Origin of the sequence: Cytobacillus praedii (genome assembly GCF_001439605.1) — a bacterium.
Classification (GTDB): Bacteria; Bacillota; Bacilli; order Bacillales; family Cytobacillaceae; genus Cytobacillus; species Cytobacillus praedii.
In genome coordinates, this window is record NZ_LMBX01000007.1 from 162,002 (window position 1) to 183,659 (window position 21,658).

Sequence of the window (21,658 nt, forward strand, 5' to 3'; positions counted from 1 at the left end):
CTTTATATCGCAAATAAGGTTTCTGAAAGAGTGCTACACTTCAATTATTATATTGTTTTTACATATTTTTCTAACGTATCTAAAGGGGTGTAAGTCATGATCAATCAACTTTCGTGGAAAGTTGGCGGGCAACAAGGGGAAGGTATTGAGAGTACTGGTGAAATTTTTGCCATTGCCTTAAACCGATTAGGCTACTACTTGTATGGTTACCGCCATTTCTCATCTCGTATTAAAGGCGGTCATACGAACAATAAGATTCGTGTAAGCACAACACAAGTTCGTTCCATTTCAGACGATCTTGATATTTTGGTAGCATTCGACCAAGAAACAATCGATTTGAACTACAAAGAACTCCATGAAAAAGGAGTTATTATTGCGGATGCTAAGTTCAATCCAATAAAACCAGAAGATACTAAAGCATCGATGTTTGCAGTTCCATTTACGGAATTAGCAACGGAATTAGGTACATCCCTTATGAAAAACATGGTTGCTGTAGGGGCAACATGCGCAGTCTTAAATTTAGATATTAACGTTTTTAAAGAAGTTGTGCAAGAAATTTTTGGACGTAAGGGTCAGCAAGTTGTTGAAAAAAATATGGAAGCCATTAAATCAGGCTTTGATAATATGCAAGAACATTTGGGAAGCAACGCGGAATTAATGGAGCTTGAGAAAGCAGACGGCAAGAAGCGTATGTTTATGATTGGCAACGATGCGATTGCACTTGGTGCATTAGCAGGTGGCTGCCGCTTCATGGCTGCATACCCAATTACTCCAGCATCAGATATTATGGAATACTTAATCAAAAAACTTCCACCAGTTGGTGGAGCGGTTATTCAAACGGAAGATGAAATTGCTGCTGTAACAATGACAATTGGTGCAAACTACGGTGGTGTGCGTGCGCTAACTGCTTCATCAGGTCCTGGTCTATCATTAAAAATGGAAGCGATCGGCTTATCTGGTATTACGGAAACGCCGCTAGTTATTGTTGATACACAGCGTGGGGGTCCATCAACAGGTCTGCCTACAAAGCAGGAGCAGTCTGACTTAATGGCTATGATCTACGGGACACATGGGGAAATTCCAAAGATTGTCATGGCTCCAAGTACGGTTCAAGAAGCATTCTATGATACAGCAGAAGCATTCAATCTTGCTGAAGAATATCAATGTCCTGTTATTGTCTTATCTGATCTTCAGTTATCATTAGGTAAACAAACTGTTGAACCTCTTGATTACAATAAAGTTGAAATTCGCCGTGGAAAGCTAGTAACGGAAGAACTCCCTGAAATCGAAAATAAAGGGTATTTTAAGCGCTATGAAGTAACCGAGGATGGTGTTTCTCCGCGTACGGTGCCTGGAATGAAAAATGGGATTCACCATGTAACAGGTGTTGAACATGATGAACAAGGCAAGCCGTCTGAATCAGCACTTAATCGAAATGCTCAAATGGACAAGCGCTTCCGCAAAATAGAAAATATTAAATTTGATACCCCTGTTTACAAAAACGCTCCACATGAGGAAGCAGATCTATTAATTGTTGGCTTCAACTCAACTCGCGGAGCAATTGAAGAAGCAATGGGCCGTTTGGAGAAAGATGGTTTGAAAGTAAACCATGCACATATTCGTTTAATTTACCCATTCCCGTCTGATGAATTATTGCCGCTCGTAAATTCTGCGAAAAAGATTGTTGTCGTTGAAAATAACGCGACTGGGCAGTTGGCAAATATGATGAAGATGAACGTCGGAAATATTGAAAAAATCACTAAAATGTTAAAGTACGACGGAAATCCATTCTTGCCGCATGAAATTCATTCAAGATGCAAGGAGTTGGTCTAAATGTCAACATTTAAAGATTTTCGTAATAGTGTAAAACCAAACTGGTGTCCTGGCTGTGGAGACTTCTCCGTTCAGGCAGCTATCCAGCGTGCTGCAGCAAATGTAGGACTAGAACCTGAAAACTTGGCTGTTGTCTCTGGAATTGGCTGTTCTGGCCGTATCTCAGGATATATTAATTCATATGGATTACACGGTATCCATGGTCGTTCACTTCCAATCGCAACTGGGGTAAAAATGGCTAATCGAGACCTAACAGTTATCGCTTCTGGCGGTGATGGTGATGGATATGCAATTGGAATGAGCCATACAATTCATGCGATTCGACGAAATGTAAATATCACTTATATTGTTATGGATAACCAAATATACGGTCTAACAAAAGGTCAAACATCACCAAGATCGGCTACAGGGTTTAAAACGAAGTCAACACCTGAAGGTTCGATTGAACAAGCAATTTCTCCAATGGAAATGGCATTAACTGCTGGTGCTACATTTGTTGCACAAAGCTTCTCAACAGACCTTAAGGACTTGACAGCATTAATTGAAGCAGGGATTAAACATGAAGGCTTCTCTTTAATTAATGTATTTAGTCCATGTGTTACTTATAATAAAGTCAATACATATGACTGGTTTAAAGAGAATTTAACAAAATTGAGCGATGTGGAAGGCTATGATTCTTCTAATAAAGAGCTGGCAATGCAAACATTAATGAAGCATAATGGCTTAGTAACTGGTCTGATTTACCAAGACACAGAGCGTAAATCTTATCAAGAACTATTAACTGGATATTCAGAGTCTCCATTAGTTCATGCAGATTTAACTCTAGATCAAGCACATTTTGATAAACTTGTTAATGAATTTATGTAGGAAAAGTTAAAGTAGTCCAGGGTAGATTCCTGGACTATTTTTTTATGTGAGTTTTTTTAATTTGTTCTATAATAACTTTTATAAGATGTGATAATCGTCACGTTCAATTTAGACAAATTCGTATAATATTATTATTTGTGAATAGGTACATACCATTTGTTATATTGAGTAAAGAACAGAGAATAGGCACTTGTCCCATGGATGGATTTCTATTGTTTTCAATTCATAAAGGCTTTATACTATAATAATGTGTGTAGTTAATCTTAATTACGATAATATTTTTTATTATAGAGGCTTAAGAATTTCCAATAGATTTTCTCGCAGGTACAAAACAGGGAAAGGGGACAAAATTAATGAATGAAAAACAACGACTAGAAGGTCAACAAGTGCAAACAGCTAATCCATCGGACAAAAAATCCGAAAAGGATTACAGCAAATATTTTGAAGCGGTATATACACCACCTTCTTTAAAGGAAGCGAAGAAGCGCGGAAAAGAAGAAGTAGCCTACCATAAAGATTTTGATATTCCACAAGAATTTCATGGAATGGGAAATGGACGAAAATTTTATATTCGCACGTATGGCTGCCAAATGAACGAGCATGACACAGAGGTAATGGCAGGAATCTTTCTTGGATTAGGCTATGAACCAACAGACACTGTTGAGGATGCCAATGTCATATTATTAAATACATGTGCGATTCGTGAGAATGCAGAGAATAAAGTATTTGGTGAACTTGGCCATTTAAAGCATTTGAAAAAAGAAAAACCAGACCTGCTTCTAGGTGTATGTGGATGCATGTCCCAGGAAGAGTCTGTAGTCAACAAAATTTTGAAAACGTATAATCAAGTGGATATTATCTTTGGAACCCATAATATTCATCGCCTGCCAAACATATTGCATGAGGCATATATGTCTAAGGAAATGGTTGTGGAAGTATGGTCTAAAGAAGGGGACGTAATTGAAAACCTTCCTAAGGTTCGTCAAGGGAATATTAAAGCATGGGTAAATATCATGTATGGCTGTGATAAATTCTGTACGTATTGTATTGTCCCTTTTACACGTGGAAAAGAGCGCAGCCGCCGTCCTGATGATATCATTCAAGAGGTTAGACAATTAGCTGCACAAGGCTATAAAGAAATAACCCTCCTTGGCCAAAATGTAAATGCATACGGGAAAGACTTTGAAGATATGAAATATGGTCTAGGAGATCTAATGGATGAAATTCGTAAAATCGATATTCCGCGTATTCGTTTTACCACAAGTCATCCCCGTGATTTTGACGATTACTTAATTGAAGTACTGGCAAAAGGCGGAAATCTTGTTGAACATATTCATCTGCCAGTTCAATCTGGATCAAATGAAGTTCTTAAAATTATGGCGCGTAAATACACAAGAGAACATTATTTAGAGCTTATTCGTAAAATCAAAGTTGCTGTTCCAGGCGCAACATTTACTACAGATATTATTGTGGGTTATCCAAATGAAACAGATGAGCAGTTTGAGGAGACACTTTCACTATATCGTGAAGTTGGTTATGAGGCTGCTTATACGTTTATTTATTCTCCAAGGGAAGGTACACCTGCTGCGAAAATGCAGGATAATGTTCCAATGGAAGTGAAAAAGGAGCGTCTGCAGCGTCTAAATGCGCTTGTAAATGAACTTTCAGCTGAAGCTATGAAAAAGTATCAAGACCAGATCGTCGAAGTTCTAGTGGAAGGCGAAAGTAAAAACAATCCTGATGTATTAGCAGGTTATACAAGAAAAAATAAACTTGTCAACTTTATTGGGCCAAAATCAGCCATTGGAAAAATTGTAAAAGTAAAAATAACTAATGCAAAAACATGGTCATTAAACGGAGAAATGATTGAAGAATTAGATGTGGTAGAGGTGGAGTAAAATGGCAAAGTATACAAAAGATGATATTATTGCTCGAGCGAAAGAGCTTGCACGAATGATTGCTGAAACGGAAGAAGTAGACTTTTTTAAGCGTGCAGAAGCACAAATTAACGAAAATGAAAAAATACGTGCAACTATTTCAAATATAAAAGGCTTGCAAAAGCAAGCGGTTAACTTACAGCACTTCGGTAAAAAAGAAGCCTTGAAAAAAACTGAAGACAAGCTTGAAGCTCTTCAAAATGAATTAGATGCAATTCCTGTTGTTCAGGAATTTAAACAATCTCAAATTGAAGTGAATGAATTACTGCAAATGGTTGCTAACGCTATTTCGAACACCGTTACAGATGAGGTGATCCTTGCAACAGGTGGAGATTTGCTGAGCGGGGAAACAGGCTCTCAAATAAAAAATAGTGATTGTTCTCATCATCATTAAGAAATAACAGATGTACCTTGTTCATCGCTATATGAACTGAAAAACCCCCTGTCTTTATTACAGGGGGTTTTCTTTATATTAAAAAGGAGGGATAATCGGCCTGTTTTGGGTTGTGGAGGCTAATTATTTCTTAGCAGATCTACTGCTCTTAAAAATTCTTTTCTATACTCTTGCTGTTCTTGTAACGCAGCATTCAGTGTGGAAAGCAGAGACTCATTTAAAATTCTTGAACCATTTTGATTTGAATCATTGCCCAAATAGTTGAGAAGGAAGGTGTATACGAGAAGCAAGGTTGAATAATTATCAACGTAGGTTAAGTTGATGGCACGCCCACCCATCCCGCCTGCAGCATGGTTATTAATAGAGGGAATGCCGGCTTCTGCAGCCATTTCAAGCAGTTCCTCAGGAACACCAAGCTGCTTGAGTACTTCAGGATCTAATTGTAATTTATTTTTTTTATTTCTATCAATCATTTTCCATACCTCCCTTCTCTTGGACAATCTGTGGTTCTACTACACTTATTTTGGTCAGAGACTAAACAAACAGTCTCTGCATTTCTATTAGTCTTGCTAATCTCTTTGCCCCTCTTGGTAATAAGCTTTCAAGAAAGGCATAGAACACCAAATAGACAGATTTGTCTTATGCTTGGCGGGACGAACAAAGCGCATTGGCTTTTCTATGCGTGGTTGCTTTCTACTTGATTTGCGTTGTTCACTGAAATTGCTTGTGAATCACCGCCATTTGCTACGTTGAATTGAGCAGATAGAATTGGAATATTGATAAGTGATGCATTAACAGCAAAACCACCAAGTGACACTGGTATTTGTACAGGGATGTTTACCTGTGGGCTATTTCCTTGCGCTGCGAAAGTAAAGGCCTTGAATGCATCACCGTTGTTGCTGACGCCGTTCACTCCTTCAGGACGATTCTGAACAGGCCTAGTTTGATTCTCTTCATAGCATCTATTTGACAACATATTTCTCACCTCCTCTTAAGTATTATTTTTCCTTATTTTTCTTCAGTAGAATTATTACTATCTGTAAGATCAGTAAGATCTAAGTCAAGTAACGTTACCCCATTTAGTGAAAGTTTTATTTTCTTATTATCATCAGATGTTTCAAATACTGGCAGCAATTTGCTTAGAGCAGGGAGCATATTCTGAACTCCATTTGAACCTAAAGGATTTTGGCTGAAAATCCCATTTAAGTTTTTTAACGGGTTAACCGAATTGAGTAGGTTTCCGCTCATTGGATTTGCTGATAAGTTACTAAGTTTATTAGAAACAAGTCCGTTTAATGTCTCCCCTAAATTTTTCGAAATTTTATCCGCAAATTCTCTGGTATTTTCTCCATTTATTTCTTTGCCATTAAAATTTATCTTGAAGTTGGAATTATCTAAGTTGGTCATCCTGATCACCTCCTTGTCGTTAATGTATTATATTGGTGAAAAAGCCAAGCTGTATCCGCGTTTTAATTAGGACAAACATATAATTTTTTGAAATTTAGGAGGGAGATACTGACATAGGTATAAATTATGTTAGGGAGCCTTGAAGACGAAATTTTAAGAAACAGACTATTTTATAGAATTTTAATTTAAGAATTCACCTTTATATATGTGTTCTCTAATTTAGTAATATGGCACATTCGCCCTGAAAAAGCATACTATGAAATATGCCAATACATTTACCTAACATTCATCAAGAAATATCGCACACTAGTCTAATATCCCGCATAGGATGAATTGAAAATGAATGAGGAGGTTCGCTCGCAATGGGAGAATACAGAGAGATAATAACAAAGGCGGTCGTTGCAAAAGGACGAAAATTCACCCAGTCCAATCATACGATATGCCCTAAACACCATCCGTCAAGCATCCTTGGCTGCTGGATTATAAACCATACGTACGAGGCGAAAAAGGTCGGTAAAACAGTCGAGGTTAGCGGCTACTATGACATTAACGTTTGGTATTCCTTTGATAATAATACAAAAACAGAGGTTGTTACAGAACGTGTTAATTATAAAGATGTCATTAAATTAAAATACCGTGATCCTGATTGCCTTGACGACCATGAAGTAGTGGCACGTGTATTGCAGCAGCCTAACTGCTGTGAATGTGTGATTTCACCAAATGGAAATAAAATTATCGTTCACGTGGAAAGAGAATTTCTCGTTGAAGTGATTGGTGAAACGAAAGTATGTGTAGCTGTTCATCATGATAAATGTGATTGTGATGACGAGGAATGGGGCTTTGATGAGGTTGAAGATGATGCATTCGAAGATTTAAACCCTGACTTTTTAGTCGGAGATGAAGAAGAGTAATAACTAGGAGGTTTTGCTTCCTAGTTTTTTCTTTTTTGTGTTTAATTTTCTGTAAATTTAGATTATAATTATGGAAATTTAATAAAGGGAGGCTCTAATATTGGAGAATTATTTACTGTTTATATTCATGGCTTTTATGCTGATAATTTTACCTGGACCTGACACGGCCGTTATCACAAAGAATACAATCTCCAAGCGAAAAGCTGCAGGATTACAAACAACAGCTGGTACGCTTGTTGCTCTGCTTATTCATACAATGGCAGCTGTGTTTGGTTTATCTGCCCTTATTGTTAAATCAGCTTTCCTCTTTTCTATTCTTAAATATGCAGGGGCTGTATACCTTATTTATCTTGGCTGTAAATCGATTCTATTTATTATAAAAAAACAGCCTCAAGCTGCTGATGATTCTGTGCAGGTTAATAAATATGGGAAAGAAACGTACTTTAGGCAAGGGTTTCTAACGAATCTACTAAATCCAAAAGTAGCGGTTTTTTTCCTTACTTTTTTGCCTCAATTTGCAGGGAAAAGTGATCATGCATTTTTTGAATTTCTAATACTAGGTTTAACTTACACTTTATTAACAATGATTTGGTTTTTCTTCTATATTTACTTAATACACTTTATAAGTGACTTTATGAAGAAGCCTTCAACGATGAAAGCAGTAGAAGGGCTGACAGGAGGCGTATTAATTCTATTTGGTTTAAAATTAGCTTTGGAAAAGAACTAGTTTGCTTGGTTAATTTGTCCTTATTTACAAACTATGTATCCCATTTTCTTCCTTCACGTGCTAAAATATTTAATTGAAAGAAGTCTAGGGGGGAAGTTTATGTTCAAAAGAGTTGCATCAGATGTATTAGGATTAAGTGATGTTGGAAGTGTGATTAAGCCTATCGATTATGATAAAGTAGATGCTGATGATTACGTTCTCCATGAGGACAATGAGAAGATTTACTTTTTAATTAAATCAAAATCGGATGAATATTGTTTTACAAATAAAGCGTTAATTCATTTAGATGGAACAAGTGCACTGAGCAAAAAAAGAAGTTTAAAGCGTTATTCATACAAGGAGCATACAATTTCAGATGTGATGCTTGAGACAGCGGGCACGGTTGATTTGGATGTAGAAATAAAATTTGTGATTGGGTCTGTCCACTTTTCTATAGATGTTCATAAGAAATATATTGAAGAATTGAAAGACTTATATAAAGCACTCATTCGTATTTCGGAAATTTGTCATGAAAATGAAGTATCCATGTCATACGCAGAGAAGAGCTTGGAATTAACTTCAAACACATTCAGCCGTTCAGCTGTTCCGCAGGATAATAATTTCGTGGATAACTTCAGAGTATTAAACGAAACCGCATTTAATTGGCTTATGAATAGCAGAAAGAAATACAATGTAAAAGATTTCGGGTTTGTATTTGAAAAATATATTAATAATTGATTCATAAAAAGCAGTGATCTTAATTTTTAAGATCCTGCTTTTCTTTGTCTTGAGAAACAAAACTAATTAAAACTTTATGATATAATAGGAAGATAAAAAGTTACTTTTGAACATTTGGAGGATAATATGGCAGCTTATACGCCTATGATACAGCAATACTTGAGAGTAAAGGCAGATTACGAGGATGCCTTTTTATTTTTTCGTCTCGGAGATTTTTACGAAATGTTTTTCGACGATGCAGTTAAAGCATCACAGGAGCTTGAAATTACACTAACAAGCAGAGAAGGGGGTTCAGAGGATAGGATTCCAATGTGTGGAGTCCCGTACCATTCTGCACCACAATATATTGAACAGTTAGTTGAACGTGGATATAAGGTAGCCATTTGTGAACAAACGGAAGATCCAAAACAGGCAAAGGGTGTCGTTAAAAGGGAAGTCGTTCAATTAATAACGCCCGGAACAAGGATGGAAGGGAAAGGTCTTCTTGAGAAGGAAAACAATTTCATCGCAACAATCACTTCTTTTGATGATGAAACCTTTGGATTTGCTTACAACGATCTCACAACTGGAGAAACAAAGGTTACTATGGTTAGCTCAGGCTTTGATGAATTATTGAATGAACTATCCATTTCAGGTGCGAAAGAACTCATTATAGCACGCGATTTCAACGGAGATTGGCAGCGGAGATTGAAAGAACGTTCTATTCTAACAATCTCGTTTGAGGAAGATTGTAAGAGTAAAGATTCCTATCAGGCTTTACTTGATGAGATTAGTCAGGACAAGCTGCGTCAAACAGCATCCAGACTATTTAACTACTTATATCGTACGCAAAAAAGAAGTTTAGATCATTTACAGAAAGTATCTACCTATCAAACAAATCAATACATGAAAATTGATTATTTTTCTAAGAGGAATTTGGAGCTAACTGAAACGATTCGTTCCAAAGGAAAAAAAGGCTCATTGCTGTGGCTGCTGGATGAAACAAAAACAGCTATGGGAGGCAGGCTTTTAAAGCAATGGGTTGACCGTCCACTTGTGAATGAGAAGGAAATCATTCGCCGGCAAACACTAGTTGAAACCTTTATTGCATCCTATTTTGAACGTGAAGAATTAAGAGAAAAGTTAAAGGAAGTATATGATCTTGAACGTCTTGCCGGCAGAGTGGCCTTCGGGAATGTGAATGCGCGAGATTTAGTTCAATTAAGACGTTCCTTGCTCCAGATCCCTAATTTGAAAGAAGTTCTTAGAAGACTTTCAAATAATGAGGCTGAAGTACTTGCTGAGAAGCTTGATGCTTGTGAAGAGGTTGTCGATCTACTTGAGCGTGCGATTGTAGAGAATCCCCCCCTTTCCATTAAAGATGGAAACATGATTAGGGATGGATATCATGAGCAATTAGACCAATATCGTGATGCAACTAGAAATGGGAAAACATGGATCGCACAGCTAGAAAAACAGGAGCGGGAGAAGACGGGCATTAAGTCTTTGAAGGTCGGCTATAATCGTGTATTTGGTTACTATATTGAAGTCACAAGAGCGAACTTACACCTTTTAAAGGAAGGGCAATATGAGCGAAAGCAGACATTAACAAATGCAGAGAGATTTATTACTCCTGATTTGAAAGAAAAAGAAGCACTTATTTTGCAAGCGGAAGAAAAGAGTGTTGAGCTGGAATACGAATTGTTTACCGCAGTACGTGAGCATGTGAAGGAATTTATCCCAAGATTGCAAGCTCTGGCAAAATCAATTAGTGAGCTCGATGTATTGCAATGCTTTGCAACAGTAAGTGAAGAGAGACATTATGTGAAGCCTTCATTTACAAAGGAAAGAAGAATTGTGATTAAAGATGGAAGACACCCCGTTGTAGAGAAGGTCATGAACGCACAAGAGTATGTGCCGAATGATTGTTATATGGATGCAGAGAGAGAAATGCTCCTTATAACGGGACCTAATATGTCAGGTAAAAGTACGTACATGAGACAAATTGCGTTAACAGCTATATTAGCGCAAATTGGCTGTTATGTACCTGCATCAGAAGCCATTATGCCAATCTTTGATCAAGTCTTTACAAGAATTGGTGCTGCAGATGATCTTATCTCAGGACAAAGTACGTTTATGGTTGAAATGCTGGAAGCAAGGAATGCCATTGTAAATGCTACACAAGATAGTCTAATTCTCTTCGATGAAATTGGCCGTGGTACATCAACATATGATGGCATGGCGTTAGCACAGGCAATTATCGAATATATTCATAACCGCTTAGGGGCGAAAACTTTATTTTCCACTCATTATCATGAATTGACAGTTTTGGAGGAAGAACTCCAAATGGTTAAGAATGTTCACGTTAGCGCAATCGAGCAAAATGGCAAAGTTGTATTTCTTCATAAAATAAAAGAGGGCGCAGCGGACAAGAGCTATGGAATTCACGTGGCACAGCTAGCTGAACTGCCAGCAGAGCTGATTACGAGAGCGAATGAAATTTTGACAAAGCTTGAGCAGAAGGATGAGCAGATAAAGCAGCCTCCTGCAGGAAAGAAAATGAATAACGTAGCTGAAGATGCTGCCCAGCTTTCCTTCTTTGATGAACCCGCTGAGAAGAAACCATCGGCATTGAGCACAAAGGAAAAACGAATTATTGAAAAAGTAAGAGACATTGATATTTTAGATATGACGCCAATGGAAGCATTAAATACTCTATATGAATTACACAAAAAATTAAAAGGGTAAAAGGTTTGAACATGGAGGTGTAGGCAATGTCCAAAATTATTCAGTTAGATGACGCTCTTTCGAATAAAATTGCTGCCGGGGAAGTAGTTGAAAGGCCAGCCTCTGTCGTAAAAGAACTAGTGGAAAATTCAATTGATGCTGGGAGCACCATCATTGAAATAGAGACAGAAGAAGCGGGATTAGCAAAAATTCGCATCATCGATAATGGAGATGGAATTGAGGAAGACGATGTATTGACTGCATTCCAGCGCCATGCGACAAGTAAAATTAAAGATGAAACGGATCTCTTTCGAATTCGAACATTAGGATTCCGTGGTGAAGCATTGCCAAGTATCGCTTCTGTTTCAAGAATTGACATGAAAACTTCAACAGGAGAGATTGGTACTCGTGTTCAAGTTGAGGGTGGAAAAGTGGAAGCTGTTGAAAAAGCTCCAGGAAGGAAGGGAACTGATTTAACGGTGTCCGATTTGTTCTTCAATACACCAGCACGGCTTAAATATATGAAGACCATTCACACTGAACTTGGAAATATTACCGATGTAGTCAATCGGCTGGCTCTTGCTCATCCAGAAGTTTCGTTCCGCCTCATTCATAACGACCGAAAGCTTTTGCATACGAATGGGAACGGGGATGTTCGCCAAGTATTAGCAGCTATCTACGGCATGAATATTGTAAAAAAAATGGTGCCGCTAGAAGCTGCTTCTCTAGATTTTCGCATTAGCGGGTATGCTGCACTTCCTGAAATTACTAGAGCTTCAAGGAATTACATTTCGACAATGATCAACGGGCGCTTTATAAAAAATTATCCGCTCGCTAAAGCGATTCAAGAGGGATATCATACTTTACTTCCTATAGGACGCTACCCAATTGTTCTATTAAATATAGAGATGGACCCGCTTCTTGTAGATGTGAATGTCCATCCATCAAAAATGGAAGTGCGCCTAAGTAAAGAACAGGAATTAAATGAACTTGTGACAGGAGCAATTAAGAATGTATTTAAGTCACAGGAATTGATTCCAACAGGTTTTACAGAACCTAAAGCAGTAAAGCCGAGAGAGGAACAAACATTTTTAGAACTGGAACATGTACCAGTCTTCAATCCTATACAAGTAACGGCAGTGGAAAACTCTATACCTTCCTATATTCGTGAAACTCGAATAGAAAATGAGCCGAGGAAAGAAATGTTTACTGATTATACAAATGAGGTGCATGAAGAAAGGGATTTTACAGCTGGTCCATATGTTTCAGATGTGGAAGACGTATCTGAGGTGGTTATAAACGATTCGAATTTTAACCAAATCAATCAAAATCAGCCTTCAAGAGTCCCTCCTTTATATCCAATTGGGCAAATGCACGGCACATATATATTTGCTCAGAATGAGAAGGGCCTGTATATTATCGACCAGCATGCTGCCCAGGAACGGATTAAATACGAGTACTTTAAAGAAAAGGTTGGACAAGTCGAAAGTGAGCTTCAAGAAATGCTAATTCCACTCACTTTTGAATATTCGACAGATGACTATATAAAAATTGACGAATATAAACATGAACTTGAAAAAGTAGGTGTCTTCCTTGAGCCGTTTGGACACAATAGCTTTATCATTCGCTCCCATCCCCAATGGCTTCCAAAAGGGGAAGAGAAAGAAATCATAGAAGACATGATTGAACAGCTTCTTTCAATGAAAAGAGTGGATATTAAAAAATTAAGGGAAGAAGCAGCCATCATGATGAGCTGTAAAGCTTCCATTAAAGCCAATCACCATCTAAGAAATGATGAAATCCAAGCCTTGCTTGATGAACTAAGACACACAACAGACCCATTTACATGTCCGCACGGACGCCCTATCATCATTCAGTATTCGATTTATGAGATGGAGAAGATGTTTAAACGGGTGATGTAATTTATAGTAGTGGAGAACCTTTGATATATTAAGGTTCTCCTTTGTTATTTTATAGAATTGACCACTTTTATCGCTTTTTAGTTATTTTTCTTTAATGCTTTTGAAAAATTTTCTGCAGATGCATCCTGAATATTAGGTGTAACTTGACTATATTTATCTAGTGTTACTGAATCATTTGAATGCCCCAATCTTTCAGAAACCACTTTTGGATTTTCTCCAATTTCATACATAATAGATAGTTGCATGAGTATGTCGTAAATCATGAAAACGAATCCTTTTTAGATTTGCAAGTTTAATATGAAGTGATAAAACTGGATGACTGTACTCAAATAATTGATATAAAAGGTTCAATCACAAAGGAATTTGCAGTCAAGCAAAAGCTTTTTGAAATAAAGTTCATGGATTTAATTACTCTCTTGAAATATAAAAATGGACAATTTGTGGAGTGTAAAAAACTATCCAACGAATTCCGAATACTTTAAAGAGTTAATTAATTAATTTTGTAAGACTGTGAATCTTCCAAAATATAAGATTACTAATGTTATAGGTGTTTCCACGCAGATTATTAATTCATGGGAACGTGAAGGGGTGCCTGTTCGAATAAAACCCTATGTGATGTCGGTGTTAAAGAATGTCTTATTTGAGAAAAAGAGTGAGCGTTCACAAAATTTAATAAGGAGTGAGAACGTTGAAAACCGTTCAGCCGATACGTGACATTGCAATGATTGCGGATATGAAAGATGTCCTTATGAAACAACACTATCGCAACTATTTCTATTTTGTATTAGGCATTAACACTGGATCACGCATTAATGACCTTCTTGTATTAAGAGTGGGGGATGTAAGGGATAAAAGCCATATCACCATAACTGAGCAGAAATCAGGAAAGTTAAAACGGTTTAGATCAATAACGAACTCAAACAACATTTCAGTAAGTTTACGATTGATAAGAACAAAGCAGCATATCTTTTCCAGTCAAAGAGAGGTCACAGGATCGCATACACAGGGTTCAGACATGGAAGATACTCAATCCTGCAGCTCAAGAGGTTGGATTGAGTGAGATAGGTACTCAGACCCTTAGAAAGACATTTGGTTGGGTACCATTTTTATCAGGAATATAAAGACGTAGCAGTATTGCAACAGAAATTTAATCATTCCAGTCCGGCTGTGACCATGAGATACATAGGGATTAACCAGGACATTATGGATGAAGCCGTTGATGGGTTTAGTTTATAGAATTTGTATTATGTTTATTAAAGAAAGTACAAGCAATCCATGCTTGGCCGATAATTTAGGTATTACTTATCGTTGGAATTCTAAATAATACATCAGAATCATAATTGCTTTCTTTTCCCTTTTTAATAACATATGCACCAACTGCCCAAACAAAATTATCTACTTCAGAAAGACTTATATTCTTAGGAGAAATTTTATGGCCAATTAAGGAATATTTAATGTAATCAATTAGATCTTTGTTTTTTCGACCATTGATATCTAGTAAAAATTTAATTTCACTGACTGGTAATATATTTTCTACATCTAACCAATTGTCAAAAAGTCTTTTGATATGTCTATCTGGTTTAAATCCGTTCCAACCTAAATTTCTTAGAAACTCGCTTGTTAGTGGGTATCCCATACCATCGAATTTTAATACTGCAAAGTCTCTATGAAGGTCTATACAAGAAAGAAATTCTTCACCCTCCCATTTTGATGGTGGGTTTGCGAAGAATCCAGCAATGCAAATGAAAAGATTTTTTTCATCAATTTCTACATTGAATTTATTTTGATGAAGTTTATTAAAACCATTCATTACTTGCTTTATGTATTCAGAGTAGTAGTTTTCAATATTTGAAAGCTTTTTGGCCCATTTTAAAACTGCATTAACGTCATTAGAACAACTCTGACCCGGAAAAAAAGGTCTGAGATCATTTACAAGGCTATTACTATTTTCATAGGTTTTTAAAGGGTCATAATTGAAAAGCTGTGTTCTTAATGATTCTTCCTTTGAAATAAAAGTTACCCAGTTTCTTGAATTACTCCCTAATGATTTGACAGCTGCTTCAAAAAGTTCAGAGTTAGATATTTCTCTGTTTATATCTCTTACGGGCTGATTTAATGAGGAGATTAATAATCTTGAGAACTCATCAATATTCTTAGGGTCTCTGTCAAAACCATAATCTTGCTGAATTTTCGTTCTAATTGCTTGGTTTTCATAGAGAAGTTCTTTTAATTTATTTAAATTCAATTCCAAATTGACTCTCTCCTTTATTGTAATAAGAAAATAGTACCATTTATTAAGTCTAGATTATATAAAGTAAGAGCAATTAACAAAAGAATTATTCAGTTTACCAGAATTATCCCGATTTTAACATAAAAAAAAGCGCCAAGAAACTTAGCGCCAATCTAATCAAGGTCCACATGTATGAGGCTTATTAGCATTTTCTGCCCAACAAGCTGATGCACTTAAAGCAAAGGCACTAGAAGAAGATACTATTATTCCTAACGCGACAGCTATGTAAAATATTTTCTTTTTCATTGTCTTACCTCCTTTCCGATTACAAACTAATTATAACAAATATTGGCAATTTTTAACTGAAGATAATTCGTAAAAATCAGACAATTCAATATTTAAATCGACACAATATTTAGGAGGAATGAATATGCGTGAGATAAAAACTAACTAAATCTTTCGAAAATGGTTTAGTTATCAAACACCGTAAATCAGCCATTATCTTTGAAAATGTTAGTGGTAAAAAGGAGAAAGAAGAACGTTTATCTTATGTATTTTCAAAAGAAGGTTTTAAAGAGTTTGCTGCTTATATCGATGAGGTAGCTAAAGAATCATGGTCCAATGTTGTACCAAAAGAGGCAAATAGCGTTGGTTCAGATTATGACGAATAATATGACCGAAAATATGATGCTAATGGAAGTCAATGGATTTCGGAAAAGGGAATCGGAATTATGCCACCTTATTGGTCAGTCGAAACGCTATATCAATTTAACAATCCTAAAATACAGTCATTCAGTTATGATTTGCGAAAAAAGTTAATCAACTCTTGAGTAAAAATGTTACCAATTAAAAAAGAGCAGGATTGCTCCTTCTCTTTATTAATGATCTATCTAATTCCTCTAACAGCAAATGCAATATCCCATAAACTGTTGGCGATTTCAGGTAATTGAATAGCGATTATAACTGAACTAACTACTATTGTGCCTAAAAAAATAACAGGAGTATCTTAAATAGATCATACTATTTTTTCATATTAATCCTCCTAAATTGGTGTGATTAAATAATACAACAATTACCAAATTATTAGGTCAATAATCATTAAAAAACATAATAAGCAAGATGTTTAATAGTATTTTGAACGATTGTGTGCAATAAACAATGAAGAAAAAACCACTCAACAGAATTTACATATGAGTGGAATAAATATAACTTTTAATAGGAATGAACAGCGTTATGCATTTGGATTTATAATAGCTAACACCTGATGATCTTCCCAATTGCCGTTAATTTTAACATTTTTTATTGCTATTCCTTCTTTATGAAAACCAGCTTTTTCTAAAACTCTTATTGATCCGATGTTATGTGGCATTACTCCAGCTTCAATTCTATGTAAGTTAAGGGTTTGAAATGCATAATTGACGATTAACTTAGCTGCTTCTGTGGTAAAACCGTTGCCGTTATGTTCTTGATCTAAGTCATATCCAATGAAAGCCCTTTGTTGAGGTCCACGCAAAACTTGGAATAAGCTAATAGTACCAATGAGTTTATGATCATTTACTTTATAGATGCCAAAATAGTATTCAATATCTTTTTGTTTGTTTTGTTCCCATTTTACTATTAATTCTTGCTGTGCTTCTAAAGACCAGTAAGTAGTAGGACGAGTCATTGAATATTTCTCAAGAAATGAGCGATTTTTATTTCGCAAAAGTAGTAATTCGTCAGCATCCGAGAGAATAAAAGGTCTAAGGTAAATATTTTCACTTTTAAGCATCTAATCTTCCTTTCACTATTTTATACATTACATTATATCAGAAAGAAAAAACGTTTTTTGAAAGGAAAAAATATTTCATAAAATCAATTTATATACAGTGCGAGTTTGAAGTGAACTAAATGATAGGAGAATTGCTCTCCTATCACAAAGGTAATATGAAAGTTTAAAAAAGATTAGAAATTCCATCGGTGATATCTTTCCATAAATCGCCGATCATTTCAAAAATAACTGGTGAAAATTCATCCCAGAGTACCCTATTAATTAGAGAGTTTAAAGCAATCGGGAAGAATATTATGCAGATAATAATGACCAATAAAATAAATAGAAAACAACCGCAACCAGCATTATCTGACTTAAATGCACCTAACATAAGAATTAATAATATTACTCCAATAATAATGTAAAGCATACTTGATCTAATTCTCCTAGTCTTTGGATAGTAACTTATACCTGTATAATAATAGCATTTTTTTGGGAGAATTAGTCATTGTTTAATAAGAATAACAGGTACTTTTAATAGTTTATAAGTAAACAGAAGGTAGTTTCAGTTAAATAAAAAAAAAGTCACAATTAGTGACTATCATTTGTTTAATAATTTTAATTTTGCTTTAGAGGGAGTTTCATACTTAAGGTGCCCTAAATTTGGATAGGTATTTTGTATAACATAATAGCCGCCACCAACATCAAAAAGGGGAGCATATCCTTGTATAGTTTTAGTACCATAGATACGATAAACTTCACCAGGCTTCAATTCCCGAACAGGGTCAAAAAGTTTAACGCCCGAAGTGTCAACTTGCACTTTGAATAATGGGTTTTTTTGTAAAATTGTTACTCTTCCAATTTGGCCAGGTTTTAGCACTAAATTGTCCCACATTACTTTTGGTGAAGCTGCATCAGGTGAAAGCGTAAAACTAAATAAAGCAAAAAGAGTAACAATTAAGATGGTAAGTTTTTTCATATAATGGCCTCCTTTTAACAAGTTATGAAAATAATAACATTTTAGGAAAAGGGTTTCATTGGTAATTAGTGGAATTGGTTGTGGGCAAATATATATAAGGTAGGGGTGTAACAAAAAGGTTATAAAATAAAAAAGAGAGATGAACATTAGGCGCTCTATAGCTATCTGCTAAACCATTCTCCCATCTTGACAAGTAGTGGCTGCATCGCTAAAGATTCTAAAGACCTTGGTGGCGTTGGTTATAAAAAAAGAAAAAAAGATCCAGGTGCTGGTGGTATGAAGTTAGTAGATCAGGAACTGGTGGGCATTAAGACTTACTGCACTCATTTTTATGAGTTCTATAGGTGATTTTAAAAATTACCAACAAAGCTATTTGAATGCATACACTTCGAGGGCAATTCCTTATCCATATACTAGAATTCTAAATAAGGGAGGAATAGCTAATACAATTAGATGCAATAGATACAGAGGGTTATTTATTCACAATTGAAATATAGTCTTCAGTTCAACAAACTGAGTACCAGATGCACATCAAATTTTACTAAATTAACGAAGGGGAGTCTAAAATCAATGGATAACAATGAGGAAATAAATTAAAGAAAGTTCAAATATAACAATGATCTTCCATCCTTATACAATTATGGTAGAATAATAGGAGTGTATAAGGGGGAGAATCGAATGAAGAAAATATTGTGCTTATTATTAATTAGTATATTGATTGCTATGACCTCAGGGTGCGGACAGGAGAAAATAGATAACAACAAATCATCAGATGGGGTTTCTGAGAAAACGGTTAAAGAAAATTCAGATGAACAATCGATAGAAGTTGATAAGGGGCTATTAAATGTTGAAATAACCTTGCCGGCATCATTATTTGAAGATCAAGATATTAATGGGGTAATTGAGGAAGCAAAGAATGAGGGTATCGACGATATTAAACAAAATCCCGACGGTTCCTTAACTTACATCATGTCAAAGTCCAAGCATAAAGAAATGTTGAAAGAATTAGAATCGGGATTGTTGGAATCTATTGAAGATGCCAAAAATAGTGAGGACTATGTTTCAATTAAAGATGTTACTCATAATAAATCATTTTCAGAATTTACATTAATTGTCGATAAAGAAAAATATGAAAATAGTTTTGATGGCTTTGTTTCATTAGGTTTCGCTCTATCAGGAATGTACTATCAATTATTTAATGGAGTTAGTCCAGACGACTATAAAGTAACGATTATTATCAAAAATGAAGCAACTGGAGAAGTTATTAATACCATCGTATATCCTGATGCATTAAATGAAAGTGAATAATTGCTGATTGGCACCTAAATTTAGGTGCCTTTTATATTGGGAAGAGCCAGGTGTGCAAGGATCATGAGTAAAGATAAATTACTTAGATTTTCCAAATACTTAGTATTAATAAAATATGAGTAGAATTCTTATATTCAATGTAATTAGGTGTATTTCCGTTTTTAATAAGGGACAATCTCATTTGGAAAGGGAAATAAGTAATTTAAACTTTATCATGTACACCATCAGGAAAGTTTTTATTCCAATTTTTATCACCAGTGTGTTCAAAGTCTTGTACGGTACGTTCCAAGACATCGAGCATCCATTGTTTAGTTTCTTGTATTGTATCGTAGAATACTTTTTCTTCAACACCAGATGTTTTTATTCCTGCTAGTGCGTTTGATGCCATCAGTCGCCGGTGCTCATCTCCTTTTTTATCATATTCATCAAATACATGCCTTACAAAAATTGTTAAGTCCTTTTGTTCATTTGTTAACCTTTTTTGTATTTCAGCTAATCTTTTATCCACTGTATATCCCCTTTGTTTTATAATGATTTGAACCTTGTAAAAGTATTCCCCAAAGTAACGAATACCATGTTTTATTGTTCAAGCTCATCATGATTATTTGAAGCCATTAATAGCCTTTAGAGCTATTTAAATTAAAAAGGAACAGGTGAATCGTTCATAAATGCTAAATTTCACGGGATTAACTGAAATTGGTAAATTTGCATTCACAATATGCTATTTATCATAAAAATATTATGTTAACTAAGGTAAAAGAACAATGAAGTGCTCTCATCCATTTTCAGAGAGCACTTCATTTTCTCTATTTTACTTAGTCGCAGTTTGCAACTTCCCAATATACTTCAAAGCTTTGCCTGTTCCAATTGCCACCGATTCTAAGGGACTTGGTGCTAAATGGACAGGTACAAAGATTTCATTCGCAATCCATTCCTTCAAGCCATTAAGAAGGGCACCGCCACCAGATAATATAACGCCTCGATCAACGATATCGCCGCTCAACTCTGCGGGGCTATCTTCTAATGTTGCTCGGATTGCTTCAAGAATATGTAGCAAGGATTCTTTTAATGCCTCTCGTATTTTGTAAGAAGATAGTGTAATCGTTTTGGGCAGACCAGTTACAAGATCGCGGCCTCTAATATCCATTGTCAATTCTTCATGGTCTATAAGTGCATAGCCAATTTCCATTTTCACTTGCTCAGCAGTTCTTTCACCAATTAGGACATTGAAGTCTCTGCGAACGTATTGGATGATATCATCGTCAAGCTTGTCTCCACCAATACGAATAGAATGGCAGGCTACGACTCCTCCATATGAAATAATTGCGACTTCTGTAGAGCCACCACCAATATCTACAACAACATTTGCAATGGGCTCATCTACAGGCAAGTCTGCGCCAATTGCGGCTGCAACAGGTTCTTCAATTAAATGGACTTGCTTTGCACCTGCATTTTTTGCTGCGTCCTGAATGGCTCTTCTTTCCACACTCGTAGAACCAGAAGGTGTGCATATAATTACATTTGGTTTTCTAATTGAAAAACCTGCTTTTTTAGTTGCCTTTCCTATTACATATCTAAGCATATCCGATGTTGTTTGATAATCTGCAATCACACCATCTTTTAATGGACGGATAGCGACGATCTTGCCTGGAGTTTTTCCAATCATTTCTTTTGCTTCTTTGCCGACGGCTAGAACCTTTTGTGTCACTGTATCAATTGCTACAACGGAAGGTTCATTAAAGGTAATTCCTTTATTTTTACAATATACAAGAATATTTGCAGTTCCTAGATCAATTCCTAGTTCATAAGTTGTAATCATTATTTCCCACCTATTTTCTTCAAATTCCATATAATCTTCTAATACGTTAACACGAATTTGGGGGTTTAAAAGGAATTGTTATCGTAACGTAAATCAAATGTAAAAAACGAAGAAATTTTTACCAATATATTTAATAAATGAAAAGAATATG

22 protein-coding genes and 1 pseudogene are annotated in these 21,658 nt (G+C 35.7%); 12 read left to right on the forward strand and 11 right to left on the reverse strand.

Annotated elements, in window-relative coordinates:
* The first annotated feature begins 96 nt into the window (after nt 1–96).
* The 4 genes from ASU02_RS10010 (at nt 97) to ASU02_RS10025 (ending at nt 5,031) form a co-directional block, all read left to right on the forward strand.
* Entirely contained in the window at nt 97–1,833 is a 1,737-nt protein-coding gene (locus ASU02_RS10010; protein ID WP_057763277.1) for a 2-oxoacid:acceptor oxidoreductase subunit alpha, read from the forward strand.
* Nucleotides 1,834–2,700, forward strand: a complete 867-nt coding sequence (locus tag ASU02_RS10015; RefSeq protein WP_057763278.1) for a 2-oxoacid:ferredoxin oxidoreductase subunit beta — start codon at nt 1,834–1,836, stop codon at nt 2,698–2,700.
* A gap of 353 nt (nt 2,701–3,053) precedes the next feature.
* Entirely contained in the window at nt 3,054–4,598 is a 1,545-nt protein-coding gene (gene miaB, locus ASU02_RS10020; RefSeq protein ID WP_057763279.1) for a tRNA (N6-isopentenyl adenosine(37)-C2)-methylthiotransferase MiaB, read from the forward strand.
* A 1-nt stretch (nt 4,599) separates the two neighbouring features.
* The gene (locus ASU02_RS10025) at nt 4,600–5,031 is read left to right on the forward strand and encodes a RicAFT regulatory complex protein RicA family protein (RefSeq protein WP_057763280.1); all 432 of its coding nucleotides are present in this window, start codon (nt 4,600–4,602) and stop codon (nt 5,029–5,031) included.
* A gap of 119 nt (nt 5,032–5,150) precedes the next feature.
* Here ASU02_RS10025 and ASU02_RS10030 read toward each other — a convergent pair whose 3' ends face one another.
* The 3 genes from ASU02_RS10030 to ASU02_RS10040 all read right to left on the reverse strand — a co-directional run bounded on the left by ASU02_RS10030 (nt 5,151) and on the right by ASU02_RS10040 (nt 6,438).
* A complete protein-coding gene (locus tag ASU02_RS10030; RefSeq protein WP_057763281.1) occupies nt 5,151–5,504 on the reverse strand; it encodes a hypothetical protein in 354 nt (117 codons plus the stop codon).
* A gap of 203 nt (nt 5,505–5,707) precedes the next feature.
* Entirely contained in the window at nt 5,708–6,007 is a 300-nt protein-coding gene (locus tag ASU02_RS10035) for a hypothetical protein (protein WP_057763282.1), read from the reverse strand.
* 32 nt (nt 6,008–6,039) lie between these two features.
* The gene (locus ASU02_RS10040) at nt 6,040–6,438 is read right to left on the reverse strand and encodes a hypothetical protein (RefSeq protein ID WP_057763283.1); all 399 of its coding nucleotides are present in this window, start codon (nt 6,436–6,438) and stop codon (nt 6,040–6,042) included.
* 362 nt (nt 6,439–6,800) lie between these two features.
* On the opposite strand from ASU02_RS10040, the gene ASU02_RS10045 reads away from it, so the two are divergent.
* From ASU02_RS10045 to mutL, 5 genes are all read left to right on the forward strand, one after another.
* Nucleotides 6,801–7,349 (forward strand): outer spore coat protein CotE, encoded by a 549-nt coding sequence (locus ASU02_RS10045; RefSeq protein ID WP_057763284.1) that lies wholly within the window; start codon nt 6,801–6,803, stop codon nt 7,347–7,349.
* A gap of 97 nt (nt 7,350–7,446) precedes the next feature.
* Entirely contained in the window at nt 7,447–8,076 is a 630-nt protein-coding gene (locus ASU02_RS10050; protein WP_057763285.1) for a LysE family translocator, read from the forward strand.
* A gap of 99 nt (nt 8,077–8,175) precedes the next feature.
* Complete coding sequence (locus tag ASU02_RS10055; RefSeq protein ID WP_057763286.1) at nt 8,176–8,793, forward strand: PH domain-containing protein; 618 nt, start codon at nt 8,176–8,178, stop codon at nt 8,791–8,793.
* Nucleotides 8,794–8,919: 126 nt separating this feature from the next.
* Complete coding sequence (mutS, locus tag ASU02_RS10060; RefSeq protein ID WP_057763287.1) at nt 8,920–11,520, forward strand: DNA mismatch repair protein MutS; 2,601 nt, start codon at nt 8,920–8,922, stop codon at nt 11,518–11,520.
* 26 nt (nt 11,521–11,546) lie between these two features.
* Nucleotides 11,547–13,421: a DNA mismatch repair endonuclease MutL gene (gene mutL, locus ASU02_RS10065; RefSeq protein WP_057763288.1), complete on the forward strand. Its 1,875-nt coding sequence runs from the start codon at nt 11,547–11,549 to the stop codon at nt 13,419–13,421.
* Nucleotides 13,422–13,498: 77 nt separating this feature from the next.
* Here mutL and ASU02_RS10070 read toward each other — a convergent pair whose 3' ends face one another.
* Nucleotides 13,499–13,684 carry a site-specific integrase gene (locus tag ASU02_RS10070; protein ID WP_057763289.1) on the reverse strand — a complete coding sequence of 62 codons (186 nt, stop codon included), beginning with the start codon at nt 13,682–13,684 and terminating at the stop codon, nt 13,499–13,501.
* A 39-nt stretch (nt 13,685–13,723) separates the two neighbouring features.
* Between ASU02_RS10070 and ASU02_RS25780 the strand changes: the two genes are divergently transcribed.
* Both ASU02_RS25780 and ASU02_RS10075 read left to right on the forward strand, forming a co-directional pair.
* On the forward strand, nt 13,724–13,903 hold the full coding sequence (locus ASU02_RS25780) for a DUF1064 domain-containing protein (RefSeq protein ID WP_082631754.1): 180 nt from the start codon (nt 13,724–13,726) through the stop codon (nt 13,901–13,903).
* Between the two features lie 206 nt (nt 13,904–14,109).
* Nucleotides 14,110–14,657: pseudogene (locus ASU02_RS10075) on the forward strand (tyrosine-type recombinase/integrase).
* Between the two features lie 55 nt (nt 14,658–14,712).
* Here the strand turns inward: ASU02_RS10075 and ASU02_RS10080 are convergent.
* From ASU02_RS10080 to ASU02_RS10095, 5 genes are all read right to left on the reverse strand, one after another.
* Nucleotides 14,713–15,672 (reverse strand): hypothetical protein, encoded by a 960-nt coding sequence (locus ASU02_RS10080; RefSeq protein ID WP_057763290.1) that lies wholly within the window; start codon nt 15,670–15,672, stop codon nt 14,713–14,715.
* A 156-nt stretch (nt 15,673–15,828) separates the two neighbouring features.
* Nucleotides 15,829–15,957 (reverse strand): hypothetical protein, encoded by a 129-nt coding sequence (locus ASU02_RS27195; RefSeq protein ID WP_269745972.1) that lies wholly within the window; start codon nt 15,955–15,957, stop codon nt 15,829–15,831.
* A gap of 925 nt (nt 15,958–16,882) precedes the next feature.
* Nucleotides 16,883–17,422, reverse strand: a complete 540-nt coding sequence (locus ASU02_RS10085; protein ID WP_057763291.1) for a GNAT family N-acetyltransferase — start codon at nt 17,420–17,422, stop codon at nt 16,883–16,885.
* Between the two features lie 163 nt (nt 17,423–17,585).
* On the reverse strand, nt 17,586–17,831 hold the full coding sequence (locus ASU02_RS26955; RefSeq protein ID WP_057763292.1) for a hypothetical protein: 246 nt from the start codon (nt 17,829–17,831) through the stop codon (nt 17,586–17,588).
* A gap of 171 nt (nt 17,832–18,002) precedes the next feature.
* On the reverse strand, nt 18,003–18,380 hold the full coding sequence (locus ASU02_RS10095) for a hypothetical protein (protein WP_057763293.1): 378 nt from the start codon (nt 18,378–18,380) through the stop codon (nt 18,003–18,005).
* A 678-nt stretch (nt 18,381–19,058) separates the two neighbouring features.
* Between ASU02_RS10095 and ASU02_RS10100 the strand changes: the two genes are divergently transcribed.
* A complete protein-coding gene (locus ASU02_RS10100; protein WP_057763294.1) occupies nt 19,059–19,688 on the forward strand; it encodes a hypothetical protein in 630 nt (209 codons plus the stop codon).
* Between the two features lie 202 nt (nt 19,689–19,890).
* Here the strand turns inward: ASU02_RS10100 and ASU02_RS10105 are convergent, their stop codons facing one another.
* On the reverse strand, nt 19,891–20,196 hold the full coding sequence (locus ASU02_RS10105) for a hypothetical protein (protein ID WP_057763295.1): 306 nt from the start codon (nt 20,194–20,196) through the stop codon (nt 19,891–19,893).
* Nucleotides 20,197–20,499: 303 nt separating this feature from the next.
* Nucleotides 20,500–21,507 carry a rod-share determining protein MreBH gene (gene mreBH, locus ASU02_RS10110; protein WP_057763296.1) on the reverse strand — a complete coding sequence of 336 codons (1,008 nt, stop codon included), beginning with the start codon at nt 21,505–21,507 and terminating at the stop codon, nt 20,500–20,502.
* Between the last annotated feature and the right edge of the window lie 151 nt (nt 21,508–21,658).

Excerpts from the sequence above, each read along its gene's own strand:
- ASU02_RS10085 (WP_057763291.1), bottom strand. The coding sequence starts at position 17,422 with ATGCTTAAAAGTGAAAATATTTACCTTAGACCTTTTATTCTCTCGGAT.
- ASU02_RS27195 (WP_269745972.1), bottom strand. The coding sequence starts at position 15,957 with ATGAAAAAGAAAATATTTTACATAGCTGTCGCGTTAGGAATAATAGTA.
- ASU02_RS10100 (WP_057763294.1), top strand. The coding sequence starts at position 19,059 with ATGAAGAAAATATTGTGCTTATTATTAATTAGTATATTGATTGCTATG.
- miaB (WP_057763279.1), top strand. The coding sequence starts at position 3,054 with ATGAATGAAAAACAACGACTAGAAGGTCAACAAGTGCAAACAGCTAAT.
- ASU02_RS10025 (WP_057763280.1), top strand. The coding sequence starts at position 4,600 with ATGGCAAAGTATACAAAAGATGATATTATTGCTCGAGCGAAAGAGCTT.
- ASU02_RS10040 (WP_057763283.1), bottom strand. The coding sequence starts at position 6,438 with ATGACCAACTTAGATAATTCCAACTTCAAGATAAATTTTAATGGCAAA.
- mutL (WP_057763288.1), top strand. The coding sequence starts at position 11,547 with ATGTCCAAAATTATTCAGTTAGATGACGCTCTTTCGAATAAAATTGCT.
- ASU02_RS10070 (WP_057763289.1), bottom strand. The coding sequence starts at position 13,684 with ATGATTTACGACATACTCATGCAACTATCTATTATGTATGAAATTGGA.
- ASU02_RS26955 (WP_057763292.1), bottom strand. The coding sequence starts at position 17,831 with ATGCTTTACATTATTATTGGAGTAATATTATTAATTCTTATGTTAGGT.
- ASU02_RS10015 (WP_057763278.1), top strand. The coding sequence starts at position 1,834 with ATGTCAACATTTAAAGATTTTCGTAATAGTGTAAAACCAAACTGGTGT.
- ASU02_RS10030 (WP_057763281.1), bottom strand. The coding sequence starts at position 5,504 with ATGATTGATAGAAATAAAAAAAATAAATTACAATTAGATCCTGAAGTA.
- mreBH (WP_057763296.1), bottom strand. The coding sequence starts at position 21,507 with ATGATTACAACTTATGAACTAGGAATTGATCTAGGAACTGCAAATATT.
- ASU02_RS10035 (WP_057763282.1), bottom strand. The coding sequence starts at position 6,007 with ATGTTGTCAAATAGATGCTATGAAGAGAATCAAACTAGGCCTGTTCAG.
- ASU02_RS10095 (WP_057763293.1), bottom strand. The coding sequence starts at position 18,380 with ATGAAAAAACTTACCATCTTAATTGTTACTCTTTTTGCTTTATTTAGT.
- mutS (WP_057763287.1), top strand. The coding sequence starts at position 8,920 with ATGGCAGCTTATACGCCTATGATACAGCAATACTTGAGAGTAAAGGCA.
- ASU02_RS10010 (WP_057763277.1), top strand. The coding sequence starts at position 97 with ATGATCAATCAACTTTCGTGGAAAGTTGGCGGGCAACAAGGGGAAGGT.
- ASU02_RS10045 (WP_057763284.1), top strand. The coding sequence starts at position 6,801 with ATGGGAGAATACAGAGAGATAATAACAAAGGCGGTCGTTGCAAAAGGA.
- ASU02_RS10055 (WP_057763286.1), top strand. The coding sequence starts at position 8,176 with ATGTTCAAAAGAGTTGCATCAGATGTATTAGGATTAAGTGATGTTGGA.